Below are 23,821 nucleotides of genomic sequence, written 5' to 3'. Positions count from 1 at the left end.
AATATATAATTAAAACTGATACCCTAATCCTACTTGAAAACCACTTAGTCTTGATGTTGCATTACCACCAGGATTATCTAAAAGATTAGAAATACCAAAATTATACCTAGCGTTAACATTAAGGTTTTCTGTGAGTTCGTAAGCAGCACCAACATCTCCACTAAAGTTAATAGATTTTACTCCTGTAGGTGCATCTATTAAATATCCAATATTTGGTCCTGCTAAAACATTTATTTTATCAATAACCTCATACTTAGCTAAAATAGGTACTTGAATTTGCTCTAAGTCTTTAACAGATACAAAATTAATCTCAGGTTGCAACTCGAGCTTGCTACCTAATTCAATATCTGTAAAATAGTACCCAATAAAAAAACCTGACTTGGAAGTGTTATTGGAAAATTCATTTAAAACACTAGCATTTGATGCATTTGATGTCTTGGAAGCAACTACCGTCTTTCCCGCCAAAGCACTTTCACTTATTGAATAACTGTAGCTTTCACAGCCACCAAAATACCCAGCTCTAGCTCCGCCACAAGAGGTTAAGAGCAAAACAAAGCCAAGCGCAATGAATACGTTAATTTTTTTCATAATTTAAAATTTGTTGGTTATAATTTTAAAAATACAAAATAATTAACTAAAAATCAATTAGTTACAAATCAAAACAAGCAACTAATAAAACAAAAAGCCTACAATAAAAAGAATAATAAGTGCTATCGGAACAACAAAACTTAGATATAGAAAAGTTATAACACTAGTTTTAATAAAACTTGTAATCCAACTACGTCCATAGAACTTTTTAATAGCAATAAACAAATAAATAAATGTAGATAGAACAATCAAAAACTCTAAAGCCCCAGGAAGATCAATAAAATAATCAACTATTAAGATTAAACTAAAAACAGTAAATAAAAACGAAAAGTAATAAAAGCTAAACACCAAATGATGTGCATAGGTTCCCCTTTTGCGGTAAAATAATTTTAATATTAATGCAAAAATGGGTAAAAGAATGAATAAAGAAATCGGTATGGTATCGTAAACTGCCTGAAATATTTGCCCTCCATTTCTATGTTTTTGAAATTTTAAAGTTTGAGCATAAAACTTTCTCGTTAATGCACTGGCATCTTCGCTCATGCCCATTGCTTTATAAATTTCATCTTCTGGAGCTTCAATAGCTACCAAGGAATCTATAATTTTTGTGTTATACCCAAAATCTAACTGAGCATTAGAATCTTCTTTAGCTCTATTTTTTATTAAGGAATCAATAGCCTGAATATGTTGGTCGTTTAAACCAGGGATTCTCTGGTCTATAATAGGCTTTAAAACACTATCAAATTTAATTGAATCAATTACTTTTTCGGCTTCCGCTTTTAAAGTATCATTAATAATTAAAGGTTTTATTTTAGCGTTCTTAAGCGCTTTATCTATATTCTGAACGTTATCTCTAACGACCATTGTAGACATTAGAAAGAAAAACACAACTGAGACAAATAAATATAATTGCGCTGGATGTAAATATAACAAGCGCTTACCCTCAATGAATTTCTTGGCCAAATAACCAGGTTTAAGCATTAAAGGCAAAAAGCTTTTAAAAAACCTAGCATCAAAGGAAAAATAATTACTTATAGTATTATAAAAAAGAACTCCAACCGTAAGTTTTTCTCTTGCCTGTTGTCCACAGTGCGGGCAAAACCTAAAATCTTTATCGAATAATTTTTCACAATTTTTACAGACTTGTTGCGGGTTTTGCATTTGATTAAAATGGTTTTCATAAAATTATAAAAAAGGTTTTTAAAAACACAAAACTCAAATTATTGATATACAATTAATTATGTTTTTGGCACGCAAATTGAAAACCTAAACACAACAGCGAAAGCCGAAACGCTAAAGAGTAGGCATAATCTTAAAATTAGATATTATGAAAAGATTAGTACTATTATTAATTGGTATGTTAATGGGATTAACAACTGCATCAGCATCAGAGTTTCACCATGACAAAAAGAAAAAACGTATAAATAAAGTTAGAAACTATAGAAATGCACAGCCTATAACCTTTTTAGAACGTGGTATAGAGTTTTATGTTTTTCCCGATGGAAGTTTTGACTTTAACACCCATTTTAATGAAAGCAATAACTATTACAGGTTTCATTCTAAAAGAAGAACTGTAAATACAACTTTTGGAGCTCCAAATAGAAATGGGAGATACAATAGATATGGTGATAGAGGCATTTCTATTTCTCATGACAGAGATGGAAAAATTAGACGTATTGGCAACGTATTTTTAAACTACGATAGGTACGGAAAAATTAAACGCATAGGAAATGTATACATGAGCTATAACAGAGGTTACGGAAGATTAAATCAAGTTGGAGGTTTGTTTGTTGACTATAATAAATGGGGAGAAATTATTAACACTAATGGTGTTGTAAATTGGGATAATAGAAATTTCAGAAGAAACAACAACACCTGCAATAATAATTGGGAAGATGGTGATGATATTTACGATGATGAAGATACATATCACTATTACAGAAATAGATAAAAAAAAGACGCCTAAAAGGCGTCTTTTTTGCTAAAAACCAGATTAGTCTAAATTGTTATTTAACAAATTTTAAACTTCCATATTCTGTTGAAAGGATATAGATTCCTCTTTTTAAATTTTCTACACTAATTTCATTAGACAGCTTTCCGCTTAAAGCTGTTTGTCCCAATAAATTATAAATAGAAAAATCTCCTTTAAATTCTTCTTTCATTATCAATGCATTTTTTTCTGAGTTATAAAAAGCATTTAATTTACTTTTATTAAACTTATTTGCAGATAGTGTACCTGTAGCAAATAGTTCCACATCTTCCCATGCACTGGTATACCACGTTCCACCAACATTTGTATTAACTCGCACGCGATAAGCTTGGCCAGAAGGTAATTCAGAAGAAGCAGGCCTTGAAGCATTTGCTGGATTAATATTCATCCCTAATGCTGTACTCCAAGTATGAGTTCCGGTAACTCCATTGGCATCTATTGTATTTTTGTAATTAGTTAATTCCCATCCTGCGCCAAACTGAATTGCAGGAGCTACCGCATTTCCCGTCGAAGTATCATAAACTTGAAAAAACAAGTTACACCCAGTAACATCAGCTGAAGTATGCCCTGTTACATCATAAGTGAAAGTAAAGCCATATGTTGAACCGTCCTCTAATTGACTTGGAATTGAACCCGCTGTATCTGGATTTGCTTGCCCAGAAACATAGGCGCTAAAACATAGAGCTAGTAATAATGTAATTTTTTTCATTTGTAATAATTTTTGGATTAATTAGTTAATACCCCAAAATTCTACAAATCAAACTCATACCTATTGTTTATTTGTTCAAAACAAGAGAACATATGTTCAATTAAGAAACCTGTTTTAAATATGAAACTTAAAAATAATTGCTAAATCATAGAACTTTCAACAAAGGCAAAGGCACCATTATTGGTGCCTTTTAGTTTTATCATTTAATTAAATCACTAATCCCTACATATTCACCATTAAGGTGATGTTTTAGCCAAACTATTCCTTAACAATCTTTTTGCCTAAGCCTGTATTGGTTTTTATCACATATACTCCCGAAACTAAATCTGAAACATCTAAATTATCTTGAGATTTAAAACTTTTCACCTCTTTTCCTAGCAAATCATATATTTGGATTCTTTCAAAACGGCTTGGTTTAAATATGTTTATAATGCCATTGGTTGGGTTAGGATAAAAATCTATAGGCTGCGCCAATATAACATTATCACTTGTTGATAGGGAACTAACTTGCATTACATCATCAATCCAAGTAACTTCTCCCATATCGCTCCCTCTTGTTCCAAACTCAAATCCAAACTCAAGTCTTGTAACACCAGCGGCAAAACCAGTAATATCTACACCAACAGTAATCCATTCTGTCGTACTTGTAGGGTTGTAAGCTACATCATAATTTACTGTATCATTTCCTCCTACCTTTAAACCAAGTCTAAAGGTTGTTGCCCCAGTTGAGGCAGGTAAAATTTTTAATGTTATAAAATTACCATTTGTATCCACTAAAGCTGTACCCAAAATATGAACTAGAGGAATGTGCCAATTAGCTGTATTGGCAGCGTTTTCAATCCGCATTGCGCGAGTTGAGGAATTTCCCGTTGTTCCTCCCGGAATTGCCTGAACAGTTGTTGTTAAGGTTTCTCCTCCCGTATCTTGATCCGAAAAATAAGTGTATTCCGTTACATCAGTGGTTGGACCAGCAGTTTGCTCGCTTAAAACTGCTGCACCTTCTTCAAAGGTAATACTTAATTGGGCGTTACCCATAATATAAGTAAACGCAAAAACCGTTAATAGAGTAATTTTTTTCATGTGTAAAATGTTTTAGTTTAATTAGTTATTCCTTCAAATTTCAATAAATTAATGCGTTACACGTTGTTGTTTTGTTCAAAATCACAAAACAAATGTTCACTTATTAAACTAATTTCACATTTGAAAAAATATTATATAAAAACTCTACAAATTATATACACGCTTAATTTTACACCTCCTTAAAGACTATTTGTTTTTTTGGCACGCTGTTTGTAAATATCAAATTGTAATCACATTTAAACTTTACAATTATGAAGAAATTAATATTTATGATAACAGCGATAATCCTAACTGGGTTTACTGTTAATGCGGAAACAAATAAAAATAACACGATTACTTCTACATATTTTGGAGGTTATGGCAATTCTTTCATTTTTGTAGAAAATGGTATTGAATTTTCTATTTTCCCTGATGGTCAATTCGATTTTAACCTATTAAGAGGCAATGCGCGATTAAACGTTTCAATAGGATCTCCTAATGTTAATGTTAGTTTTAACTCAGGATACAACTATAATGCTTACGTACAATATGACGAGTATGGAGCTATTATACAAATTGAAAACACACCTATTTATTATGATTATTATGGTAGAGTTTCTCAAGTTGGAAATGTAAATATACATTACAACAACTTTGGACGTGTATCAAGAGTTGGAGGGCTATATGTGCATTATAATAGATTTAACGTATTTTCTCATTGCTCTGGGTTTATTAATGTATTTAACAGAGCTTATGTTTACAGGCCTTGGCACAGATATTATGTTATCCCTCCAGTAAACTACTGTGTGGTATACAACAGACCTTACAGAAGATATTATAATCCAGTAAGATACGTTTACTCAAGACCTTTCTATAACAATTACAGACCTGTAACTTCGGTTGCTAGCAGGAGAGGTAATACCATTACACGAAGTAGAAATTATGCAACTGTAAATAGAAGCTCAAGAAACGTAACAAGAATTAACAGAAACGTTACTCCTAGAAGAGATTTAGCTAAAGTTTCACGTTCCAGAAATAATGTGTCTTATAATAGAAATAGTGTAAATAGATCATCTAGAAGCAATAATGAGGCTATAAGAAGAAGCAACGCTTCAAATAGAGGTAACAACACTGTTAACAGAACAAAAAGTTCAACAGAAAGATCTTACAGAAGTCAAAGACCTGCAAATAATTCAAATAGCAGATCTACAACAGTAAGAAGAGATAGAAATTACAGTTCTAACACTGTGAAGAAACCAAATAACAATAATTCTCGTAATTATAATAGTAATAACTATAAAAAAAGAACACCTCAGACAATAAATAGATCATCAAGATCTACTCAAAAATATAGTTCTAGACCTAATAATACGCAAAGAAAGTCTAGCACACAAAGATCTGTTTCTAGATCTACAAAAACGAATAATTCTAGAGCTACTCAAAACAGAAACAGCACTAGTAAAAATACAAGATCTACTTCAAGAAGAAGATTGTAAACTTTTTTGGTTGGTTAGTTGGAAATCCCTGTGACAAGTTTGCCTCAAAGCAAATTCACAGGGTTTTCCCTTTAAAATAACTTTCTTAAAACCCTGCTTAATAATACCGAAATATCATCTGACAAGTTTAATTTGTAAATAAAAAGAACAAAACTCACACAAACCAACATAGATTTCAAGGCTATATTAACTAATGGATGAAATGAGAAATCCCAAAAATAAAAGGAAATTGACCACACTATAACCACCCCTGCTATCTTTAAACTCTTCTTCGTAAAAGGCCATAGTTTAAAATATTTCCAAACAAAATACAACTTCACTGTATCATAAAGAAAAATAGCGATTAAGGTTGCAAAGGCAGCCCCGTTAATTCCATAGGTAGGTATTAATAAAATATTTAGCAAAAGCATGATAATAACAACTAATACACCCGAAACTAATACAAACCGATAATAATCACTATTAAATAATATAGCATTATTGCTACCGAGAATGCCATCGTAAAGCTTTGCTACACTAATCAATAATACCACATAGAGCCCTACACTATATTCTTTGTCAATTAGGCTATAAAGCTCATTAATATTTAAAATTATTAATAGAAAAATTAATCCGCTAACAATAAAAAGGTTAAGCGAACTTTTAATATATAAATCTTTTAAGGCCTCCTTATCACCAGTGTTTAAAAACTTCGCCGTTATTGGCATTAATATTTGATGCATTGATCTTTGCGGAACAGCTATTACGGTTGCAATAAAAACCCCAACATTGTAATATGCTATATTATCTAAATTAGCCAAAAGCTTACCAAGCATCACTTTATCAATATCCAATAAATTCGATGTTACAAGACCTGCAATCACAATGAGGGACGAATATTTTAAAATATTTGATAAGTTAGGAATACGTTTCATGTTAAAAACAGGAAGCTTAATACTAAAAGAATAGGTCATCATCATAAGCATCCTCAATACATATACTAAAGCCAAACCATTTAGAAACTGCTCTATATTCAGAATTTTAAAATACAACAATACCAAAAGCAATGTGGCTCCTACCCTATGAAAAACTTCTTTCATTAGGTTGCCGAAAACCGTTTTCATATGAACTTTAGCCAAGGCAAAAAAGACCTCAAAATATGCTAGCGCCGTAGCAATTAAGAACGTATGCCATATGTAACCAGAAATCAAGGTGTTTTCAGAAGATAAAAACGCCTGAATGGACTCTTGAGCTATTAATCCAATAAATCCTAAAGGAATTATAACAACTAGTGGTAATAAGACCATTAACGTTAGAAAACTATTAATTCCGTCTCTTGTTTTAAAGGAGGAATAAAATTTTATAAGTGTATTGTGAATACCAAAGGACATTAAAGGCATCATTACATAGGCAGCTGATAACATATAACCCACAAGGCCATAATACTCATCCGTCATGAATTCAGTGTAAAGAAACAACGTATTTATCGCCCCTACCAAAAATCCGATATAGGTGGATATCATATTTTTTAATGATTGCGTTGCTACAATACCCATTTATATTAATTTAGATAATGATTCGGTTAGCTTTTCCCTACTATACTTTTGCAATCCTATGGGATAAGATTGAAGTGATTTATTTTTATAAGCCTCATAGTGATTTAAAATGATACGTGTTATCTGTTCATAGCTATCATAATAGGAATAACTACCAGTATTAGTATCTTTTAGAATTTGCTCCACATCTGAACCTTTTGGTCCAATAGCCAAAATGGGTCTCCCAGAAACCATATATTCAAATAATTTTCCAGGAATAATACATCTAGTTTCTTCAGAATCTATTTCTACCAATAATAGAACTTGAGATTTTTTTTGAAACTTAATAGATTCTATATGAGACACATACCCTAATTTATTTACATAATCACTTAAATTGTAATTTCTAATAAATTGGATAACTTCATTACTTACAGCTCCAACGAAATTTAACTGTAAATCTTCTTTAAATCCATCTACTTTATTAATTAGTTCACGTAACACTTTCCATAAAACCTCTGGATTACGTTTAGATAATAATGACCCAATGTGGGCTATAGAGAATTTCGAATCTAGAGAGTTTACAGTAACATTCTCATAATCATACCCGTTGGTAATAACTTCAATCGGCTGAGCAGTTAGTCTAGAAAACTCATCTTTAGTCACAGAACTAGTAACAATAACCTGATCGGCTTTGTTTAAAACAGTTTTTTCTAGAAACAAATGCTTGTTTTTTGCTCGTTTCATAAGCTTTAATTTCTTATGATAACCAATAGTAGTCCATGGATCCCTAAAATCTGCAATCCATTTTACTTGTAATTTTTCTTTAAGTTGTAAACCAATTAAATGTAGACTATGCGGTGGACCTGTGGTGATTACAGTCTCAATTTGTTCCTTTTTTATATATTCAGTAAGAAATCTAACCGAAGGTTTTACCCAATTTTTCCTAGCATCTGGTATAAAAAAATTACCTCTTACATAGAGCATAATTTTTTCCACAGCACTCTGGTTTTTATGGTCAGAAATAATCCCTTTACTAATGGTATTGGAATTCTTTTTAGAAAAGAATCTAGCCAATTTATAAGGTTCCTTAATCGGAAGTTTTAAAATGGTTATATCTTTTGAAATCTCTTCATTTAAACTTTCATCAATTAGAGCGTAATTTGGATTTTCTGGAATAAAAACTATAGGTTCAACATTAAATTTAGGTAAATACTTTACAAACTTTAACCAACGTTGAACGCCTGGACCTCCAGCTGGAGGCCAATAATAAGTTATTATGAGCGCCTTTTTACGCACCTTGGGCTTTGTTTTTCTTAAACTCAAAGAATAATCCCCCAAAAACAAGCAATACAAGCAATATTGAGCTTCCTAAGGATATACTGCTTCCAGTTTTTACAACATCAGGATCAAATTTAAACTCGATTGTATGTTTACCCTTTGGGATTTCCATTCCTCGCAGCGTATAATTAACTCTCATGTGGGATGATTGTTCTCCATCTACAAAAGTTTTCCAACCATTCCCATAGTATATTTCAGAAAAGACAGCAAATCCATCATTGGCACTATCCGATTCGTATTTTAAATAATTAGGTTGTACTTCTTTTAACGTAATTGAAGCCAAAGAATCAATTTTATATGTTCTTAATGAAGCTTCCGGGGTTTTCTTAAAAATTAAACCATTTCCTTTATTGAAAGTATAAACAGCCTTTTTCTTCGTATCTAAACTATCTAGAGCTAATATTTCATCATTAGCTGACTCTAACCTTTCTAACTTTTCAACAAACCAAGCATTGCCATTTGCTTCTTCATTGATTAAAGGCGCTGCTCCATTTTCCCCATCAACTATTATGTATTTGGTATTAAGCATATTTAATACGCTTAAATTATTTTTAGCTATGTAAAAGTCAAAAACTTCTCTATATCGCTTTAATTCTGCAGCATTATAACCATTTAAAGAATTGTGAAAATAAGACGCCTTAGTTCTATTTTGCAGCCCTTCATTTGTTATGTCAAAAACCCTAAAGTGACTCTTATCTGTTAGTATCTGTTTATCGGCTTCATTAGCCTTAAAGGGCTTATTCACCTTAATTGCAGTGACAAAATCATCATTGTTTACATAACGCCTATCAACGCCAACTAAATCAAATAGAATAAGAGCTCCAAACACAACAATCACCCATTTTTCCTTTAGTTTTCCTTTTAAAAACATATAAATAGCCCCTGCTGACAATAATACCAATACCAAGGTTCTTAATGTATCCGCAGTAAACATAGATTTTCTATCTTCCTTTACAGCATCTACAAAATCTTGGCCATAACTCTGAATATAATACCCATCATTTACTCCAGAAAAACTAAACTGACTTTTAATTAACAAAAACAATACTGCCAAGCCTCCAGAAATAGCGGTGGCATATTTTAAAGCTTTTAGTTTTTCCTCTTTCTTCTCAAAATCATTAAGTAATCTAACCAAGGCAAAAATTCCTAAAACAGGAATACAAAGTTCCAAAATAACTTGTATTGAACTTACAGCTCTAAACTTATTATATAGCGGTACATAATCTATGAAAAAGTCCGTTAAAAAACCTAAATTCTTACCATAAGAGAGTAGCAATGACATAACAGTTCCGCCAACAAGCCAATATTTAAGCCTACCTTTTACCAAAAACACGCCTAATACAAACAAAAACAATATAACAGCTCCAACATATGCTGGTGCTTCAACTATAGGCTGCTGCCCCCAATATGTAGGCGCTTCTTCTGAGCGGAATTTTTTATAAATCGCAGAATCTTTACCAACATGTTCAAAATTACCCCCTCCCATAAATCGAGGTATGTAAAGATTAAACGTTTCTAAAATACCATAACTAAACTGAGTAATATAATCTCTATCAAGTCCAGAAGTAGGTTCTTTTGGAGAACCATCTGCATTAATTGTTAATTCGCTCTTACCTCTTGTACTTTCCTTAACATACTCTTGTGTTGCCATAAAACCAGTCGCATTAAGCCCAATGGAAAGTGCTACGGCCAAAATTAAAATACCAACAGATTTAAAGTAGTGAGGCAAGACCTGTTTTTTAAAAGCATCTATGAAATAAACTACCCCTAAAACAAGAACTAATAACAACAAATAATAGGTCATCTGAAAATGATTAGACACTATCTCTAAGCCCATAGCTACTGTAGTTAGTAAAAACCCCAGGACATACTTTCTTTGAAAAGTTAAGATAATACCACTTAAAACTAGCGGCATATAGGCAATCGCATGCGCTTTACTATTATGACCTACGCCTAAAATTATTATTAAATAAGTAGAAAAACCAAAAGCTAAAGCTCCCACTGCAGCCAAACGAAAATCTACTTTTAGAACCAGTAACAAAACATAAAAACTTAAAAGATACAGAAAAAGATAATCCGCTGGTCTAGGTAAAAATCTAAGAGCTAAATCTAATTTCTTAATGTAATTGTGAGGATATTTAGCCCCTAATTGATAAGTTGGCATTCCGCCAAAAGCACTATTGGTCCAATAGGTTTCTTCACCGGTTTGTTTTTTAAAGTCTTTTTGCTGTTTTGACATCCCGATGTATTGTTTGATGTCATTTTGAAAAATAGCCTTTCCCTGTAGAACCGGACTAAAGTAAGCAACAGAAATTATTATAAACCCCAGTAAAACCAATACATGAGGTAAAATCTTTTTGAATGAAAATTGCATGAAAGTACTTTAAAATAGGTGAATGTGAAATTAATCAATTTCTTCGAAATCTACATAATCTCCTACATCTTTATTTGAAGCCTTTCTATTTGGCATCTTATCTATAGTGACTTCTCCTTCTTTTCGAGATTTTTGTTGTTGTCTGTTTTGATGCTGACCAAATTGTTGACCAAAACGTTGTTCTGCTTTTTTAATTACAAATCGTGCCAGAAAGGGTGAAAACAAACGAGCCAATATCTTTACTCCAAAATAGATGAGTAAAATGATAAGAATCATATTAATTAAACCCGTAACAGAAGCAAACTGATGCATAAATGTTCTTTTAAATACAAAAATACAATTCTGAAAACTTAAAAAACATCTAAAAATGATAAAAAAAGTATAAAATATCTATATTTGAATGCACGTTAACACATATAAAAGCAATGTGTGAAACTATTTTTTATGCTCTTACAACATAAAAGCTTAAATATGAAGCCTTTCAAATCTACCCTTACATTTATTATTTGTTTTATTACTACTACTGCATTTTGTCAATATACAGATGTGATTAATTCTAATAGACCAGGAGTATCAAGAAGTGCTTTTTCGGTTGGAAAGAATGTTGTTCAGTTTGAAATTGGCCCCTATTACGTAAAAGAAAAGAGAACTCCTGCTACGGCTTTTGAAGTTTCTGGGATTGGAGCAGATTTTGCCGTTAGATACGGCTTCTTATTTGAGCAATTAGAACTCAATTTAGAAGGTGCTTTTCAGAACGACAAAAAGACATATACTTTTAACGCAAATGCGGAAGACTCTCGATCAAATTTTAGATACCTAACTATTGGTGCTAAATATTTAGTCTTTGATCCTTATAAAAATGAAGAAGCAAATAAACCTAATCTTTATAGCTGGAAGGCTAACCATAGCTTTAAATGGCGTCATTTAATCCCTGCCGTTTCTGTTTATCTAGGAGGGAATTATGACACAAAAAACAACCCATACACAGCTCCTGGAATAGAAGGCTTTAGTCCCAAAATAATGGTAGCAACACAGCATAACTTTGCTGGTGGTTGGGTATTTGTAATGAACTTGATTAAAGACAGAATTGGTACCGATCAATCGGATTTTCAATACGTATTAACATTAACACACTCTTTCAATCCTAAATGGGTTGTTTTTGGAGAGGCTCAAGGTATAAAAAGTGATTTTTACGCCGATAACTTGTTTAGAGTAGGTGGTGCTAGACTTTTTGGCAAAGATTTCCAGCTAGACGCGTCTGTTACTTTTAACACTAAAGATACTCCAGGAGTCTTTAATGCTGGTATTGGAGCGTCTTATAGATTAGATTTTCATAAAGATGTCATTCCAAAAGATGCAGCAGATCTTAAAGAAAATGGAGTTACAGCCGATGAAGAAGGTAAACGAAGGGAACGAAAGAAAAAGACCAAGAAAAAGAAAAAAGATAAAGATGTTGATGAGGAGAATAAAGTGAAAAAACGAAAAAAGAAAGACGTTGATTTCGATTAATATAACTAACCAACCACAATAAGACGTTAACTGAATATGATTACAATTAAAGAAGTTAGCAACAAAAAAGACCTAAAAGCTTTTGTTAAATTTCCATTTAAACTTTATAAAAATTCGAAATACTGGACACCTCCTATAATTAGTGAAGAATTAAAGACATTTGACACTAATGAAAACCCTGTTTTTAAAGATGCTGAAGCCAAATTATTCCTAGCATATAAAAACAATGAACTGGTAGGAAGGGTTGCTGCCATAATTAATTGGCTTGAAGTTAAAGATCAGGAACAGCAAAAAATGCGATTTGGCTGGTTTGATTTTATTGATGATTTAGATGTATCTCAAGCTTTATTAAATAAAGTCGAAGAGATTGGAAAATCTCATAACTTGAAGTTTACAGAAGGGCCAGTAGGGTTTTCTAACTTAGATAAAGTAGGCGTAATAACTGAAGGGTTTGAATGCATAACCACCATGGTTACCTGGTATAATCACCCATATTATATTAAACACTACGAAGCTGCCGGTTACACCATTGAAAAAGGTTATGCGGAGAGTAGATTTGACTTTAGCAATGTAAATCCAGAATCATTTATTAAGGCGCAAGCCCTAATTAAAAGACGCTATCAAATAGAAGCGCTAACATTTACCAAAACAGAGGAAGTAATGCCCTATGTAGATAAAATGTTTGATTTGTTTAATAAGACCTATGCCGCTTTAGCTTCTTTTGTTGAAATTACAGATATTCAAAAGGAGTACTTTAAAAAGAAATTTATAAGCTTTGTAAATCCAGAATATATAAACTTTGTGCTAGATAAGGATAAAGAACTTATTGGTTTTGCTATAGTAATGCCGTCCTTTGCCCAGGCATTAAAAAAAGCTAATGGCAAGTTGTTTCCTTTTGGTTTTACGCACCTATTAAAAGCAAAAAAACAGAGTAAAGACGTAATTTTCTATTTAATTGGTATTCATCCAGATTATCAAAATAAAGGCGTGCATGCTGTAATTTTCAATGAGTATTATAAAGTCTTTAAAGCAAAAGGGATTGAGACTTGTTATAGAACACCCGAACTGGATGATAATATTGCCATTCAACAAATATGGAAGCATTTCAAGCCAGAAGTTTACAGGAGAAGAAAAACATTGAGAAAGAATTTATAAAAAAAAGTCCGATTTTGAATCGGACTTTTTTTTATATAATATGTTATTTAAACTACTCTCCCATTGCTGCCATCACAGCTGCAGAAAGTCTTTTATAAGTACCATTTTCTAGTCTATCTCTAATACCTTCAAAAGCGGCTAAAGTTTCATTTACATCTTCTAATGTATGAGAAGCCGTTGGTATTAATCTTAATAAAATAAGTCCTTTTGGAATTACAGGATATACAACTATGGAACAAAAAATCCCATAATTTTCACGTAAATCCTTAACCAGTGCCATCGCCTCAGGAATACTTCCTTTTAAATAAACAGGTGTAACACAGCTTTGTGTGGTTCCAATATCAAATCCTCTTTCTTTTAATCCAGATTGTAAAGCATTTACATTTTCCCAAAGTTTAGCTTTTAGCTCTGGCATAGTTCTTAACATTTCTAAACGTTTTAATGCACCAACAACTAATTGCATTTGTAACGATTTAGCGAACATCTGCGAACGTAAATTATACTTTAGATAATCTATTATCTCTTTATCTCCTGCAATAAAAGCTCCCGTACTTGCTAAAGATTTAGCAAAGGTGGCAAAATAAACGTCAATATCATCCTGAACGCCTTGCTCTTCCCCTGCACCTGCTCCAGTAGCACCTAAAGTACCAAAACCGTGAGCATCATCAACAAACAACCGAAAATTAAATTTCTTTTTAAGCGCTACGATTTCCTTAAGACGCCCTTGCTCACCGCGCATACCAAATACACCTTCTGATATTACTAGTATGCCTCCACCTGTTTGTTCTGCCATTTTCGCAGCACGTTCTAAGTTTTTCTCTAAACTTTCTACATCGTTGTGTTTGTATGTAAAACGTTTACCCATATGTAAGCGTACACCATCAATTATACAAGCATGAGCATCAACATCATAAACAATAATATCGTCTTTAGAAACCAAAGCATCTATGGTAGATACCATTCCTTGATAACCAAAATTTAAAAGATAAGCTGCTTCTTTACTTACAAATGAGGCTAACTCATCTTGAAGTTTTTCATGTAAATCTGTATGACCAGACATCATTCTAGCCCCCATAGGATACGCAGAACCGTATTGAGCAGCGGCTTCAGCATCAACTTTTCTAACTTCAGGGTGATTAGCTAAACCTAAATAATCATTTATACTCCATGTGATAACATCCTTTCCCTGAAACTTCATTCTATTTGAAATCTCTCCTTCTAATTTAGGAAACACAAAATATCCCTCAGCCTGTGATGCCCATTTTCCTAATGGCCCTTTATCTTTATAAATTTTTTCAAATAAATCCTTCATTTATTATAAGTCTTATTGCTATTAAATTTAAGATGCCCTAACAACGTAAAAATTTCTACAAAATGTCCTTAATTCTAACGTTAGTTAAATAAAAAACAAAATATTTTAGGGTTTAGTCAGTTAGCAAAATTAAATATTTTAAAGTTTTGAACATAATTTTTAGTGTTCAAATATTTATAAAATAAAAAGAGATTAAATTCTGTAAAAACAAAATGAAATCTCCTTTTAAAAACGAAATGTTTTTTATTTTATGTACTGTACTTTTTCAGTTGATTCTTCGTGAACACTATCAAAAAATCCTTGATCATTCATCCATTTATCTGAATATACTTTACTCATATATCTAGAACCATGATCTGGGAATATTACAACAACTTTATCTCCTTTTTTGAATTCTCCTGCTTCTCCTAGTTGCTTAATCCCTTGAATTACAGCTCCTGAAGTATAACCTACAAACATTCCCTCAGTCTTAGCTATCTCTCTTGCTGTATGCGCACTATCCTCATCCGTTACCTTTACAAATTCATCAATAACGTCAAAATTCGTTGCTGCAGGAATTAAATTCTTACCTAAACCTTCAATTCTATAAGGATAGATTTCTTTTTCATCAAACTCTTTAGTTTCATGATATTTTTTTATCACAGAGCCGTAAGCATCTATTCCTATAACTTTTATCTTAGGATTTTGTTCTTTTAAATACTTAGCTGTACCTGATATTGTACCTCCAGTTCCACTACATGCCACCAAATGCGTAATTTCACCATTCGTTTGATTCCATATTTCAGGACCTGTTGAATGATAATGCGCATCTATATTAAGCTCATTAAAGTACTGGTTAATATAAACAGAACCTTTTCTTTCTTGATGCAGTCGTTTAGCAACCTCATAATAAGATCTTGGATCATCTGCACTAACATGAGCTGGACACACATAAACTTTTGCTCCCATAGTTTTAAGCATGTCAATCTTATCTGGTGAAGATTTTGAACTTACTGCTAATACACACTCATAACCTTTTATTATACTAACCATTGCTATACTGAATCCAGTATTACCTGAAGTAGTTTCAATAATTGTATCACCAGGTTTTAAAATGCCTTTTTTCTCAGCTTGCTCAATGATATATAGTGCTATTCTATCTTTGGAAGATTGTCCAGGGTTAAAGGATTCTATTTTAGCGAAAAAATCACCTTCAATGTTAGAGGTTATTTTATTAAGCTTAACAAGCGGTGTATCGCCTATTAAGTCTAACAAATTATTATAAACCTTTTTGTCTTGTTTCATTAATAGAATTTTATGGATCGCAAAGTATTATTATTTTACGATTCAAAACCTGACAAAAGTAAGCTTTTTTTTTAACTATACATAAATACCTTCTAAATCTAATAAAAATGCATATTCCAAAGCTATTTCTTTTAGGCTCTCAAATCTACCAGATGCACCTCCATGACCAGAGTCCATATCTGTGTGTAATAATAAGGTATTGGTATCTGTTTTTAATTCTCTTAATTTAGCTACCCATTTTGCTGGTTCCCAATATTGCACCTGCGAATCGTGTAAACCTGTAGTAACAAGCATATTGGGATAGTTTTTCTTTTCAACATTATCATAGGGTGAATAGGATTTCATATAATTATAGTACTCCATATCGTTAGGATTGCCCCATTCGTCATATTCTCCTGTTGTTAATGGGATACTATCATCTAGCATAGTAGTTACTACATCTACAAATGGTACCGCTGCCAAAATACCTCTATATAGTTCAGGATTAAGATTAATTACCGCTCCCATTAATAAGCCTCCAGCAGAACCTCCATAGGCATACAAATGCTGTTTTGAGGTGTATTTTTGCTCAATTAAGAATTTAGAACAATCTATAAAGTCATGGAAAGTATTCTTTTTGAAAAATAGTTTTCCATTTTCATACCAATCACGCCCTAAGTATTCTCCTCCTCTTATGTGTGCAATGGCGTAAATAAATCCTCTATCCAATAAACTTAAACGAATAGTTGAAAATGAAGGGTCTATAGTAGAACCATAAGAACCGTAAGCATATTGCAATAAAGGATTAGTTCCGTCTAAAGCAATTCCCTTTTTGTATACTAAAGAAATTGGTACTTTAACCCCATCTCTGGCTGTTGCCCAAATACGTTCTGAAGTATAATTTTCCTTTTTAAATTTTCCTCCCAGAACTTCTTGTTCTTTTTTTACTTCGCTTTCCTTTGTCTTTAAATTGTAGTCAATTATTGAACTGGGAGTAGTTAGCGAATTAAATCCATATCGTAATATATGACTATTAAAATCAGGGTTATTGCCAATATAGCTAGTATATGTTTCGGAATTAAATGGTAAATAATAATCTTCTTCACCATTCCATGCTAAAATTCTAAGTTTATTTAATCCATTTTCACGTTCATTGACTACCAAATAATCTTTAAAAATCTCAATATCCTCTAATAACACTTCTTTCCTATGAGGTATAACATCTTCCCAATTTTCAATGCTAGTAGCGCTTTCTGGAGCTTTTGACAATTTAAAATTAGTAGCCTTATGGGCATTAGAAATTATATAAAAACAACCATTGTAATGTGCAATACTATATTCTAAGTCTCTTTGGCGCTCTTGAAATAGTCTAAATTCCCCATCCGGATTATCAGCATTCAGAATTCTATATTCCGTAGAAAGTGTGCTTGATGAACTAATTACTAAATACTTTTTGGACTTAGACTTGTATATAAAAGTATTAAAGGTATCATCTATTTCATGATACACCTCCTGTATCTCATTAACGTCTTTACCTAATTTATGTTTGAATATTTTGTATGAACGCAAAGTAACATCATTCTTTTTAGTGAAAAACAATGTTTCATTATCGTTTGCCCAAGTAATACTTCCTGTTGTATTATTTATTTTATCCTTTAATATTTCGCCTGTTCTTAAATCTTTAATTTGAATAGAGTATTGTCTTCTGCTTACCACATCGGTTGAAAACGCAGCTAAAGTGTTATCAGGACTTATAGCTATTCCTCCTAACTTAAAGTAGCTATGAGGTTTTGCCATTTCGTTACAATCAAACAACAACTCCTCCTCTGCCTGTAAAGTTTCCTTCTTTCTTACATAAATGGGGTAATCTTTGCCTTTTTCAAATTTAGTAATGTACCAATAGCCATTTAATTTATAGGGCACCGATGTATCATCTTCCTTAATTCTACTCTTCATCTCTTCAAAAAGGTTTTTTTGAAAAGTTTCCGTATGTTTTAAGACCTCTTTAGTGTAGTTATTTTCAGAATTTAAATACGCTATAACATCCTGATTTTCTCTTTCATTCAACCAATAGTAATTATCAACTCTGGTATCACCATGTATTTCTAGTTCTTTTTTCTTTTTCTTTGCTTTTGGCGCCTCAATATACGTTTTCAATGTAAAGATGAATTTATTCTTATTTTTTAGCGTTCAAAAATATAAAATTTAAATAGTTTTGTAATCAAATAAAATAATACGATTATGTTTGGAGATATGATGAATATGATGGGGAAATTAAAGGATGCCCAAAAGAAAGTTGAAGAGACAAAAAAAAGATTAGATACTGTTTTAATTGATGAACAAAGTTCTGATAACAAAATAAAAGTAACCATTACTGCCAATAGAGAAATAAAAAGCATTGAGGTTGCTGATGAATTACTTGAAGATAAAGAACAACTTGAAGATTATTTAGTTTTAACACTAAACAAAGCTATTGCTAAAGCTTCAAGAATTAATGAAACAGAACTAGCAGCTGCTGCTAAAGATGGATTACCAAATATTCCAGGAATGGATATGTTCAAATAGATTGTATTTTACAAGTTATTTAATACTTGCAAAAGGTTTTCATGCATGCTAGATGTGTAATTTAAATGGGTTACCATTCGTAATTTATTACTACCCATGCTAATAATATGAATGTTGTTTTCTTTCAACCTATTTAGAAATGTGGTTTCATCTACATCCTTATTCAATTCAAAAATAACAATATTGGTTTCAATAGGCTCTACAATTTTAATTAACGAACATTTTGATAAGGCTTCACCAATGTCTTTCGCCCTTTTATGATCCTCTACCAATCTTTCAACATTATTCTCTAATGCGTATAGTGCCGCCGCGGCCAAATATCCTGATTGACGCATGTTTCCACCAAAAACTTTTCGTAATCTTAATGCGTTGCGCATAACCCCCTCATCTCCTACCAAGACAGATCCTACAGGACAACCTAAACCTTTACTTAAACACACAGAAATCGTATCAAAAAGTTTCCCATATTGCACTGTAGTTTCATTTTTTGCAACTAAGGCATTCCATAATCTAGCGCCATCTAAATGATAACCAAGCTTTTTATCATTACATATTTTTTTTATGCGTTTTAACTCTTTAAAATCCCAACAAGCCCCTCCTCCTTTATTCGCTGTATTTTCAACTGCAACTAAACTTGTTTTGGCATACCAGTAATCTTTTGGGTTTATGGCCTCTAACACTTGGTTAGCTGTAAACATACCTCTATTACCATCGATTAATTTACAAGACACACCGCTATTAAAAGATAATCCACCTGACTCATAATTATAAATGTGAGCATATTTATCACAGATTAACTGTTCTCCGGGGTTAGTATGAAGTTTTACCGCTACTTGATTAGCCATTGTACCGCTTGGAAAAAAAAGAGCCTTAGGTTTATTAAACATCTCTGCCACTTGCTTTTCTAGAGTGTTTACAGTTTCATCTTCTCTAAAGACATCATCTCCAACATTTGCCTGCAACATCCTTTCAAGCATTTTATTATTAGGCGTTGTAACCGTATCACTTCTTAGGTCTATTTTCATATTTCCTTTCTTATGTATCAATACTATTGAACTAATAATTAAACATTTAAACTAAAAAATTTAAAATCGAACCAATTATTCTATATTTTATTGTAAAGTATCTACTAATAATCAATAAAACCAAAAAAAATGAAAACAAAATTACTCTCAATAATATGTATTCTAGTTGTTACTTTTTCTTGTCAACAAGAAAACCTTAATGAAGATATTTCTGGAAGTACAATATCCGATCTAATAAATGATAAAAAAAACAAAGAAAATACCATAGTCGAATGTGACTTTGATTTAGAAAACTTTGCTTTAAGTTTACCAGATTCTGTTAGCGCAACAACTACTTCAAAACTAGGTGAAGCTGCCTATTTTTTACTAGATATACATGATTCAAATTTAAAAGGAAATGATATTGAAGCTTGGTGTATTGATTTATATTTAAGTCTGGATATTGAAGGTCCCCTAGATTTTGGTGTTTATTCTAGTTATGAAACTCTACCTCAAGGAGCTTTTGATAAACCGGAAAATTTCGATTTGATAAATTGGATTTTAAATCAAGATTACGTTGGTAGTGTAAGTCCTAGCGGAGGTACGTACACTTATGGTCACGTACAATGGGCAATATGGGAACTTTTAGACAATAATAATTGTCAGATTTGCAGTAATTTAACTAATCCAACAGGTAACTGGACCAGTGACAGTAGTAATTTAACAAAGGGACAAGAAATTTTGAATGCTGCGATTGCCAATGGTGAAGATTTCATCCCTAGTTGTGGTGATTTAATAGGAATTGTTTTAATACCAGATGGCAAACAACCATTAATAATTACAAAAGAAATACCTAGAAAATTAAAAGGATGTGAAACAGCTTTTGCTATTGGAAATACAACTGATGGTGAAGGCGATGACTCTACTTGTTTTATAGAAGATGGTTTTAGTAGATGGGGTTGGACTATTGGACCTATTGCCGAAGGTGAGTATACATATAATGTTTATGCTGGAGCAGGACAATGTGATACTGATAAAGGTGCTCTTGTAGGAACTGTTTCGGTGAACTATAATAATGGAGATGTAATTGTTACTTATAACATTGATGAATCATATAATCTTTTAGAAACCCATACATATGCAGGTACTAATCCATACCCTATAAAGGGAAAAAAGGAAACAGTAGCTCCAGGTCAATTTAAAATTGAACCCAACCTTTCTGGAGATATTTATGTTATAGCGCATTCTGTAGTATGCGGTGAATAAGGTATAACCTGACGAATTAATAAGCCATCTTTTTTTAGATGGCTTTTTTTACAAAAAAAAATTGAATACAAACGACTGAAAATCAATTTGTTAAAAACAAAAAACTACAGTTATCGAAATATTTTGATCGTTTATCTATTAATCGAGAGAAGCCTGTTTTACAACTATTTTTTTACCAATTACTACACATTCATAATACTTTTGGACTCAAATAGCTATTAATCAATAAAATTTATTTTAAAAATTATGAAACACTTATCGAGATTATTAATGTTGGCGGCACTTGTTATATTTGTGTCTTGTCAAAATGAAAATTTGACCGAAGACCAGTCTATTGAAGAAGTTCAAGCTGATCTTTCTCCTGATGAAGATTTTGAAGCAGCAGAATCTACAGAAGGTTCTCTTCAATTAAACGAGGAAAGTGAAAAGTTAGTTGTTCCATCTAAGTCTTCTCTTTTTGCAAAATATGGTTCTTCTTGTACGCCAGACCTAGATGGTTTTAGAGAAAGTTTACCTGAAGTTGTTAGCATAACTACAACAACTAAAAGAGGTCCTGAAGCATATTTTACTTTAGACATTTTAGATACTAATTTAGCTGGGACGGATTTATTAGCATGGTGTGCTGATATTGATCTAAATTTAGAGGTTGAAGGGCCGTTAGATTTTGATGTTTACTCTAGCTACGGAGATAACATTCCTGATAGCGTTTTTGCTCAGCCAGATAACTTAGATGTTGTAAATTGGATTTTAAATCAAGACTATGTAGGTTCTGAAAGTCCTAATGGAGGAACATACGAATATGGACACGTACAATGGGCTATTTGGGAATTGTTAAACAGCTATAACTGTAACATTTGTGACAATTTAACAAACCCAACTGGTACTTGGAGAGATGACTCGAGAAATCTTGAAAAAGCTAAGGAAATTCTAAATGCAGCCGTAGAAAATGGACAAGATTTTGTTCCAGCTTGTGGTCAAAAAATTGGAGTTGTTTTAGTTCCAGATGGAAAACAACCTTTAATAGTTATGAAAGAAGTTCCTTCTATTGAAGAGTGTAGTGATTGTGAAGGAAAAGTAACTGAGTTAACTTTAGAATTTGACTGGAAATATGCTAAAAGAATAAAAATATACCAAAAGAAAGAAAACACTTGTTGGGGTGCTAAAATCTTTGATAAAGTAGTTCAACCTGGAGAAGAGTTTACAATAAACGGGGTAAACCATGATGGTTCATTTGGTAGATATATTTACATATATGTTGGTAATAAATGCTACTACTATACTAAAATCAAAACTAACTGTGATTTAAAAATAGGTCCTGGATACGAAAGAGGCGTATTTAATGTAGTTTCTGGTAGAAGTTCTAAAGGCGGTGAATTATGCGAATATGTTAAGCCAGAATATAACTGCTGGAGATACAGACATTGGAGCAGTTACTATTACTATAAGTATAGATATCAAAATCACGGATATTAATAATAAAAAAAAGAGGCTTTATAAGCCTCTTTTTTTTATCTCTATTTATTTAAAATTGAATTAGTCCTGTAATAATTAATTAAATCGTTTTACCAGTATATTTTTTGTTCTCCAAATAAACTTATACACTATAGGAGCGAAGTCTTTTACAGCTCCAAAAAAGGGCGTGTGGTTTTTTAAAAAACCTATATTAAACAATACAAGTGGGTTGCTTTTTACTTTTTTTATTAATCCTTTAAAATTAAGATAATATATTAAATTGGCTCTAGGCGTATCAAAACCAACGTTTAAGAACAATAAACAATTTAAATAAGGGAAACATACTCCAACAAAAGCAGAGGCATCAGTATTATACCAATACCTAGGATTAATTTCTATTACTTTAAACTCCTTTTCTTTTTCATCATATCGGAAATCTATATTCGCTACACCTTGCCAATTTAAACTCTTCATTAATTGTTTGGTTAAATTGAGTAAATTAATGTCTTCAACAAAATTAAACCCTACTTGATATGTTAATTTACCATTTTCAAATTCAACTCCTTTCTGAATAGTATTAGCTACTACGTTACCATTTTCGCATAATACATTCACAGTAATATCATAGCCCTCAATAAACTCTTGAAATATAACATTACACTTAAAAGCATTTTCTTCTAGGTATTGTTTAATATTACTTATGGAGTTAAAAACTTTTATACCTCTACCTCCTCCATACCCCTCTACAGGTTTAGCAATAACAGGAAACTTAAGCTCTTTAACCCCTTCGTAACCATCGTTATTTGAAAAAACGAAACTTTTAGGACAAGGTATATTTTCTTTTTCTAAATGGTTTTGAAGTAATTCCTTATTCGTGGCTGCATTAAAGTTTTGTAAACTTGGTAAAGTTATTAACTTATTAGAAGTTTTTAAATGATGTCTATTTTCTATTAAAAATCTAATTCCTTTTTCTAAAATAGGTAAGATGACATCTATTTCATTTTCTTGAACATAAGTGTCTAAAACTTCTAACCACTTTTCATTATAAGACTCTTCATGAAAGAAACATTTCTTAACGTATTTAGAAAATTTCATAAAATTATACCTGTCAAAAGTAATTATATGAATTTCTACGTTCTTAATTTTTCTAAAAGAATTAAGAACATACTCCAGAATATAACTTTCGGCATCTGGTATTAATATTTTAATTTTCTTATTATTCAA

The 23,821-nt window shown here is 31.8% G+C and carries 20 protein-coding genes; 7 read left to right on the top strand and 13 right to left on the bottom strand.

From position 1 onward, the window contains the following. Window positions 1-9 precede the first annotated feature (9 nt). Together FUA24_RS20040 and FUA24_RS20035 are read right to left on the bottom strand one after the other, a co-directional pair. On the bottom strand, window positions 10-588 hold the full coding sequence (locus FUA24_RS20040) for an outer membrane beta-barrel protein (RefSeq protein WP_148544829.1): 579 nt from the start codon (window positions 586-588) through the stop codon (window positions 10-12). 81 nt (window positions 589-669) lie between these two features. Continuing rightward, on the bottom strand, window positions 670-1,749 hold the full coding sequence (locus FUA24_RS20035) for a DUF3667 domain-containing protein (protein ID WP_148544828.1): 1,080 nt from the start codon (window positions 1,747-1,749) through the stop codon (window positions 670-672). Window positions 1,750-1,915: 166 nt separating this feature from the next. Here FUA24_RS20035 and FUA24_RS20030 point away from each other — a divergent pair, with 166 nt between their 5' ends. Next, the gene (locus tag FUA24_RS20030; RefSeq protein ID WP_148544827.1) at window positions 1,916-2,539 is read left to right on the top strand and encodes a hypothetical protein; all 624 of its coding nucleotides are present in this window, start codon (window positions 1,916-1,918) and stop codon (window positions 2,537-2,539) included. 55 nt (window positions 2,540-2,594) lie between these two features. On the opposite strand, the gene FUA24_RS20025 is transcribed toward FUA24_RS20030, so the two are convergent. Beyond that, window positions 2,595-3,287: a T9SS type A sorting domain-containing protein gene (locus FUA24_RS20025; RefSeq protein WP_148544826.1), complete on the bottom strand. Its 693-nt coding sequence runs from the start codon at window positions 3,285-3,287 to the stop codon at window positions 2,595-2,597. 258 nt (window positions 3,288-3,545) lie between these two features. Beyond that, window positions 3,546-4,367, bottom strand: a complete 822-nt coding sequence (locus FUA24_RS20020) for a T9SS type A sorting domain-containing protein (RefSeq protein WP_148544825.1) — start codon at window positions 4,365-4,367, stop codon at window positions 3,546-3,548. Between the two features lie 251 nt (window positions 4,368-4,618). Between FUA24_RS20020 and FUA24_RS20015 the strand changes: the two genes are divergently transcribed. Then, window positions 4,619-5,842, top strand: a complete 1,224-nt coding sequence (locus FUA24_RS20015; protein ID WP_148544824.1) for a hypothetical protein — start codon at window positions 4,619-4,621, stop codon at window positions 5,840-5,842. A gap of 71 nt (window positions 5,843-5,913) precedes the next feature. Here the strand turns inward: FUA24_RS20015 and FUA24_RS20010 are convergent, their stop codons facing one another. Genes FUA24_RS20010 through FUA24_RS19995 form a run of 4 tightly spaced genes read right to left on the bottom strand, consistent with a single transcriptional unit; the run spans window position 5,914 to window position 11,383 of the window. Beyond that, on the bottom strand, window positions 5,914-7,377 hold the full coding sequence (locus FUA24_RS20010; protein WP_148544823.1) for a lipopolysaccharide biosynthesis protein: 1,464 nt from the start codon (window positions 7,375-7,377) through the stop codon (window positions 5,914-5,916). Then, entirely contained in the window at window positions 7,378-8,655 is a 1,278-nt protein-coding gene (locus FUA24_RS20005; RefSeq protein ID WP_246147118.1) for a glycosyltransferase family 4 protein, read from the bottom strand. Further along, complete coding sequence (locus FUA24_RS20000) at window positions 8,648-11,071, bottom strand: YfhO family protein (protein WP_148544821.1); 2,424 nt, start codon at window positions 11,069-11,071, stop codon at window positions 8,648-8,650. The genes FUA24_RS20005 and FUA24_RS20000 overlap by 8 nt, the downstream gene beginning before the upstream one ends. Before the next feature lie 30 nt (window positions 11,072-11,101). Continuing rightward, complete coding sequence (locus FUA24_RS19995; protein WP_148544820.1) at window positions 11,102-11,383, bottom strand: DUF4834 family protein; 282 nt, start codon at window positions 11,381-11,383, stop codon at window positions 11,102-11,104. A 159-nt stretch (window positions 11,384-11,542) separates the two neighbouring features. Here FUA24_RS19995 and FUA24_RS19990 point away from each other — a divergent pair, with 159 nt between their 5' ends. After that, complete coding sequence (locus FUA24_RS19990; RefSeq protein WP_148544819.1) at window positions 11,543-12,580, top strand: transporter; 1,038 nt, start codon at window positions 11,543-11,545, stop codon at window positions 12,578-12,580. A 36-nt stretch (window positions 12,581-12,616) separates the two neighbouring features. Continuing rightward, a complete protein-coding gene (locus tag FUA24_RS19985; RefSeq protein WP_148544818.1) occupies window positions 12,617-13,735 on the top strand; it encodes a GTP cyclohydrolase in 1,119 nt (372 codons plus the stop codon). A 52-nt stretch (window positions 13,736-13,787) separates the two neighbouring features. On the opposite strand, the gene FUA24_RS19980 is transcribed toward FUA24_RS19985, so the two are convergent. From FUA24_RS19980 to FUA24_RS19970, 3 genes are all read right to left on the bottom strand, one after another. Beyond that, window positions 13,788-15,047, bottom strand: a complete 1,260-nt coding sequence (locus FUA24_RS19980) for an aminotransferase class I/II-fold pyridoxal phosphate-dependent enzyme (RefSeq protein WP_148544817.1) — start codon at window positions 15,045-15,047, stop codon at window positions 13,788-13,790. 243 nt (window positions 15,048-15,290) lie between these two features. Further along, window positions 15,291-16,331: a PLP-dependent cysteine synthase family protein gene (locus tag FUA24_RS19975; protein WP_148544816.1), complete on the bottom strand. Its 1,041-nt coding sequence runs from the start codon at window positions 16,329-16,331 to the stop codon at window positions 15,291-15,293. A gap of 75 nt (window positions 16,332-16,406) precedes the next feature. Then, complete coding sequence (locus FUA24_RS19970; RefSeq protein WP_246147117.1) at window positions 16,407-18,467, bottom strand: S9 family peptidase; 2,061 nt, start codon at window positions 18,465-18,467, stop codon at window positions 16,407-16,409. A gap of 84 nt (window positions 18,468-18,551) precedes the next feature. Here FUA24_RS19970 and FUA24_RS19965 point away from each other — a divergent pair, with 84 nt between their 5' ends. Next, complete coding sequence (locus tag FUA24_RS19965) at window positions 18,552-18,875, top strand: YbaB/EbfC family nucleoid-associated protein (RefSeq protein ID WP_148544815.1); 324 nt, start codon at window positions 18,552-18,554, stop codon at window positions 18,873-18,875. Window positions 18,876-18,883: 8 nt separating this feature from the next. Here the strand turns inward: FUA24_RS19965 and FUA24_RS19960 are convergent, their stop codons facing one another. After that, a complete protein-coding gene (locus FUA24_RS19960) occupies window positions 18,884-19,900 on the bottom strand; it encodes a threonine aldolase family protein (protein ID WP_148544814.1) in 1,017 nt (338 codons plus the stop codon). A gap of 129 nt (window positions 19,901-20,029) precedes the next feature. Here FUA24_RS19960 and FUA24_RS19955 point away from each other — a divergent pair, with 129 nt between their 5' ends. Both FUA24_RS19955 and FUA24_RS19950 read left to right on the top strand, forming a co-directional pair. Continuing rightward, window positions 20,030-21,145: a hypothetical protein gene (locus FUA24_RS19955; RefSeq protein ID WP_148544813.1), complete on the top strand. Its 1,116-nt coding sequence runs from the start codon at window positions 20,030-20,032 to the stop codon at window positions 21,143-21,145. A gap of 246 nt (window positions 21,146-21,391) precedes the next feature. Further along, entirely contained in the window at window positions 21,392-22,618 is a 1,227-nt protein-coding gene (locus tag FUA24_RS19950; RefSeq protein ID WP_148544812.1) for a hypothetical protein, read from the top strand. Between the two features lie 75 nt (window positions 22,619-22,693). Here FUA24_RS19950 and FUA24_RS19945 read toward each other — a convergent pair whose 3' ends face one another. Beyond that, entirely contained in the window at window positions 22,694-23,821 is a 1,128-nt protein-coding gene (locus tag FUA24_RS19945; protein WP_148544811.1) for an ATP-grasp domain-containing protein, read from the bottom strand.

Source organism: Seonamhaeicola marinus (assembly GCF_008085455.1).
This window is presented reverse-complemented; position numbering and strand designations above follow the sequence as displayed.

Bases quoted from the DNA above. Each gene is read 5' to 3' on its own strand.
- FUA24_RS20025 (WP_148544826.1), bottom strand. From the start codon at position 3,287: ATGAAAAAAATTACATTATTACTAGCTCTATGTTTTAGCGCCTATGTT.
- FUA24_RS20035 (WP_148544828.1), bottom strand. From the start codon at position 1,749: ATGCAAAACCCGCAACAAGTCTGTAAAAATTGTGAAAAATTATTCGAT.
- FUA24_RS19950 (WP_148544812.1), top strand. From the start codon at position 21,392: ATGAAACACTTATCGAGATTATTAATGTTGGCGGCACTTGTTATATTT.
- FUA24_RS19965 (WP_148544815.1), top strand. From the start codon at position 18,552: ATGTTTGGAGATATGATGAATATGATGGGGAAATTAAAGGATGCCCAA.
- FUA24_RS19980 (WP_148544817.1), bottom strand. From the start codon at position 15,047: ATGAAGGATTTATTTGAAAAAATTTATAAAGATAAAGGGCCATTAGGA.
- FUA24_RS19960 (WP_148544814.1), bottom strand. From the start codon at position 19,900: ATGAAAATAGACCTAAGAAGTGATACGGTTACAACGCCTAATAATAAA.
- FUA24_RS20010 (WP_148544823.1), bottom strand. From the start codon at position 7,377: ATGGGTATTGTAGCAACGCAATCATTAAAAAATATGATATCCACCTAT.
- FUA24_RS19985 (WP_148544818.1), top strand. From the start codon at position 12,617: ATGATTACAATTAAAGAAGTTAGCAACAAAAAAGACCTAAAAGCTTTT.
- FUA24_RS20015 (WP_148544824.1), top strand. From the start codon at position 4,619: ATGAAGAAATTAATATTTATGATAACAGCGATAATCCTAACTGGGTTT.
- FUA24_RS19975 (WP_148544816.1), bottom strand. From the start codon at position 16,331: ATGAAACAAGACAAAAAGGTTTATAATAATTTGTTAGACTTAATAGGC.
- FUA24_RS20000 (WP_148544821.1), bottom strand. From the start codon at position 11,071: ATGCAATTTTCATTCAAAAAGATTTTACCTCATGTATTGGTTTTACTG.
- FUA24_RS20040 (WP_148544829.1), bottom strand. From the start codon at position 588: ATGAAAAAAATTAACGTATTCATTGCGCTTGGCTTTGTTTTGCTCTTA.
- FUA24_RS19990 (WP_148544819.1), top strand. From the start codon at position 11,543: ATGAAGCCTTTCAAATCTACCCTTACATTTATTATTTGTTTTATTACT.
- FUA24_RS19955 (WP_148544813.1), top strand. From the start codon at position 20,030: ATGAAAACAAAATTACTCTCAATAATATGTATTCTAGTTGTTACTTTT.
- FUA24_RS20030 (WP_148544827.1), top strand. From the start codon at position 1,916: ATGAAAAGATTAGTACTATTATTAATTGGTATGTTAATGGGATTAACA.
- FUA24_RS19995 (WP_148544820.1), bottom strand. From the start codon at position 11,383: ATGCATCAGTTTGCTTCTGTTACGGGTTTAATTAATATGATTCTTATC.
- FUA24_RS20020 (WP_148544825.1), bottom strand. From the start codon at position 4,367: ATGAAAAAAATTACTCTATTAACGGTTTTTGCGTTTACTTATATTATG.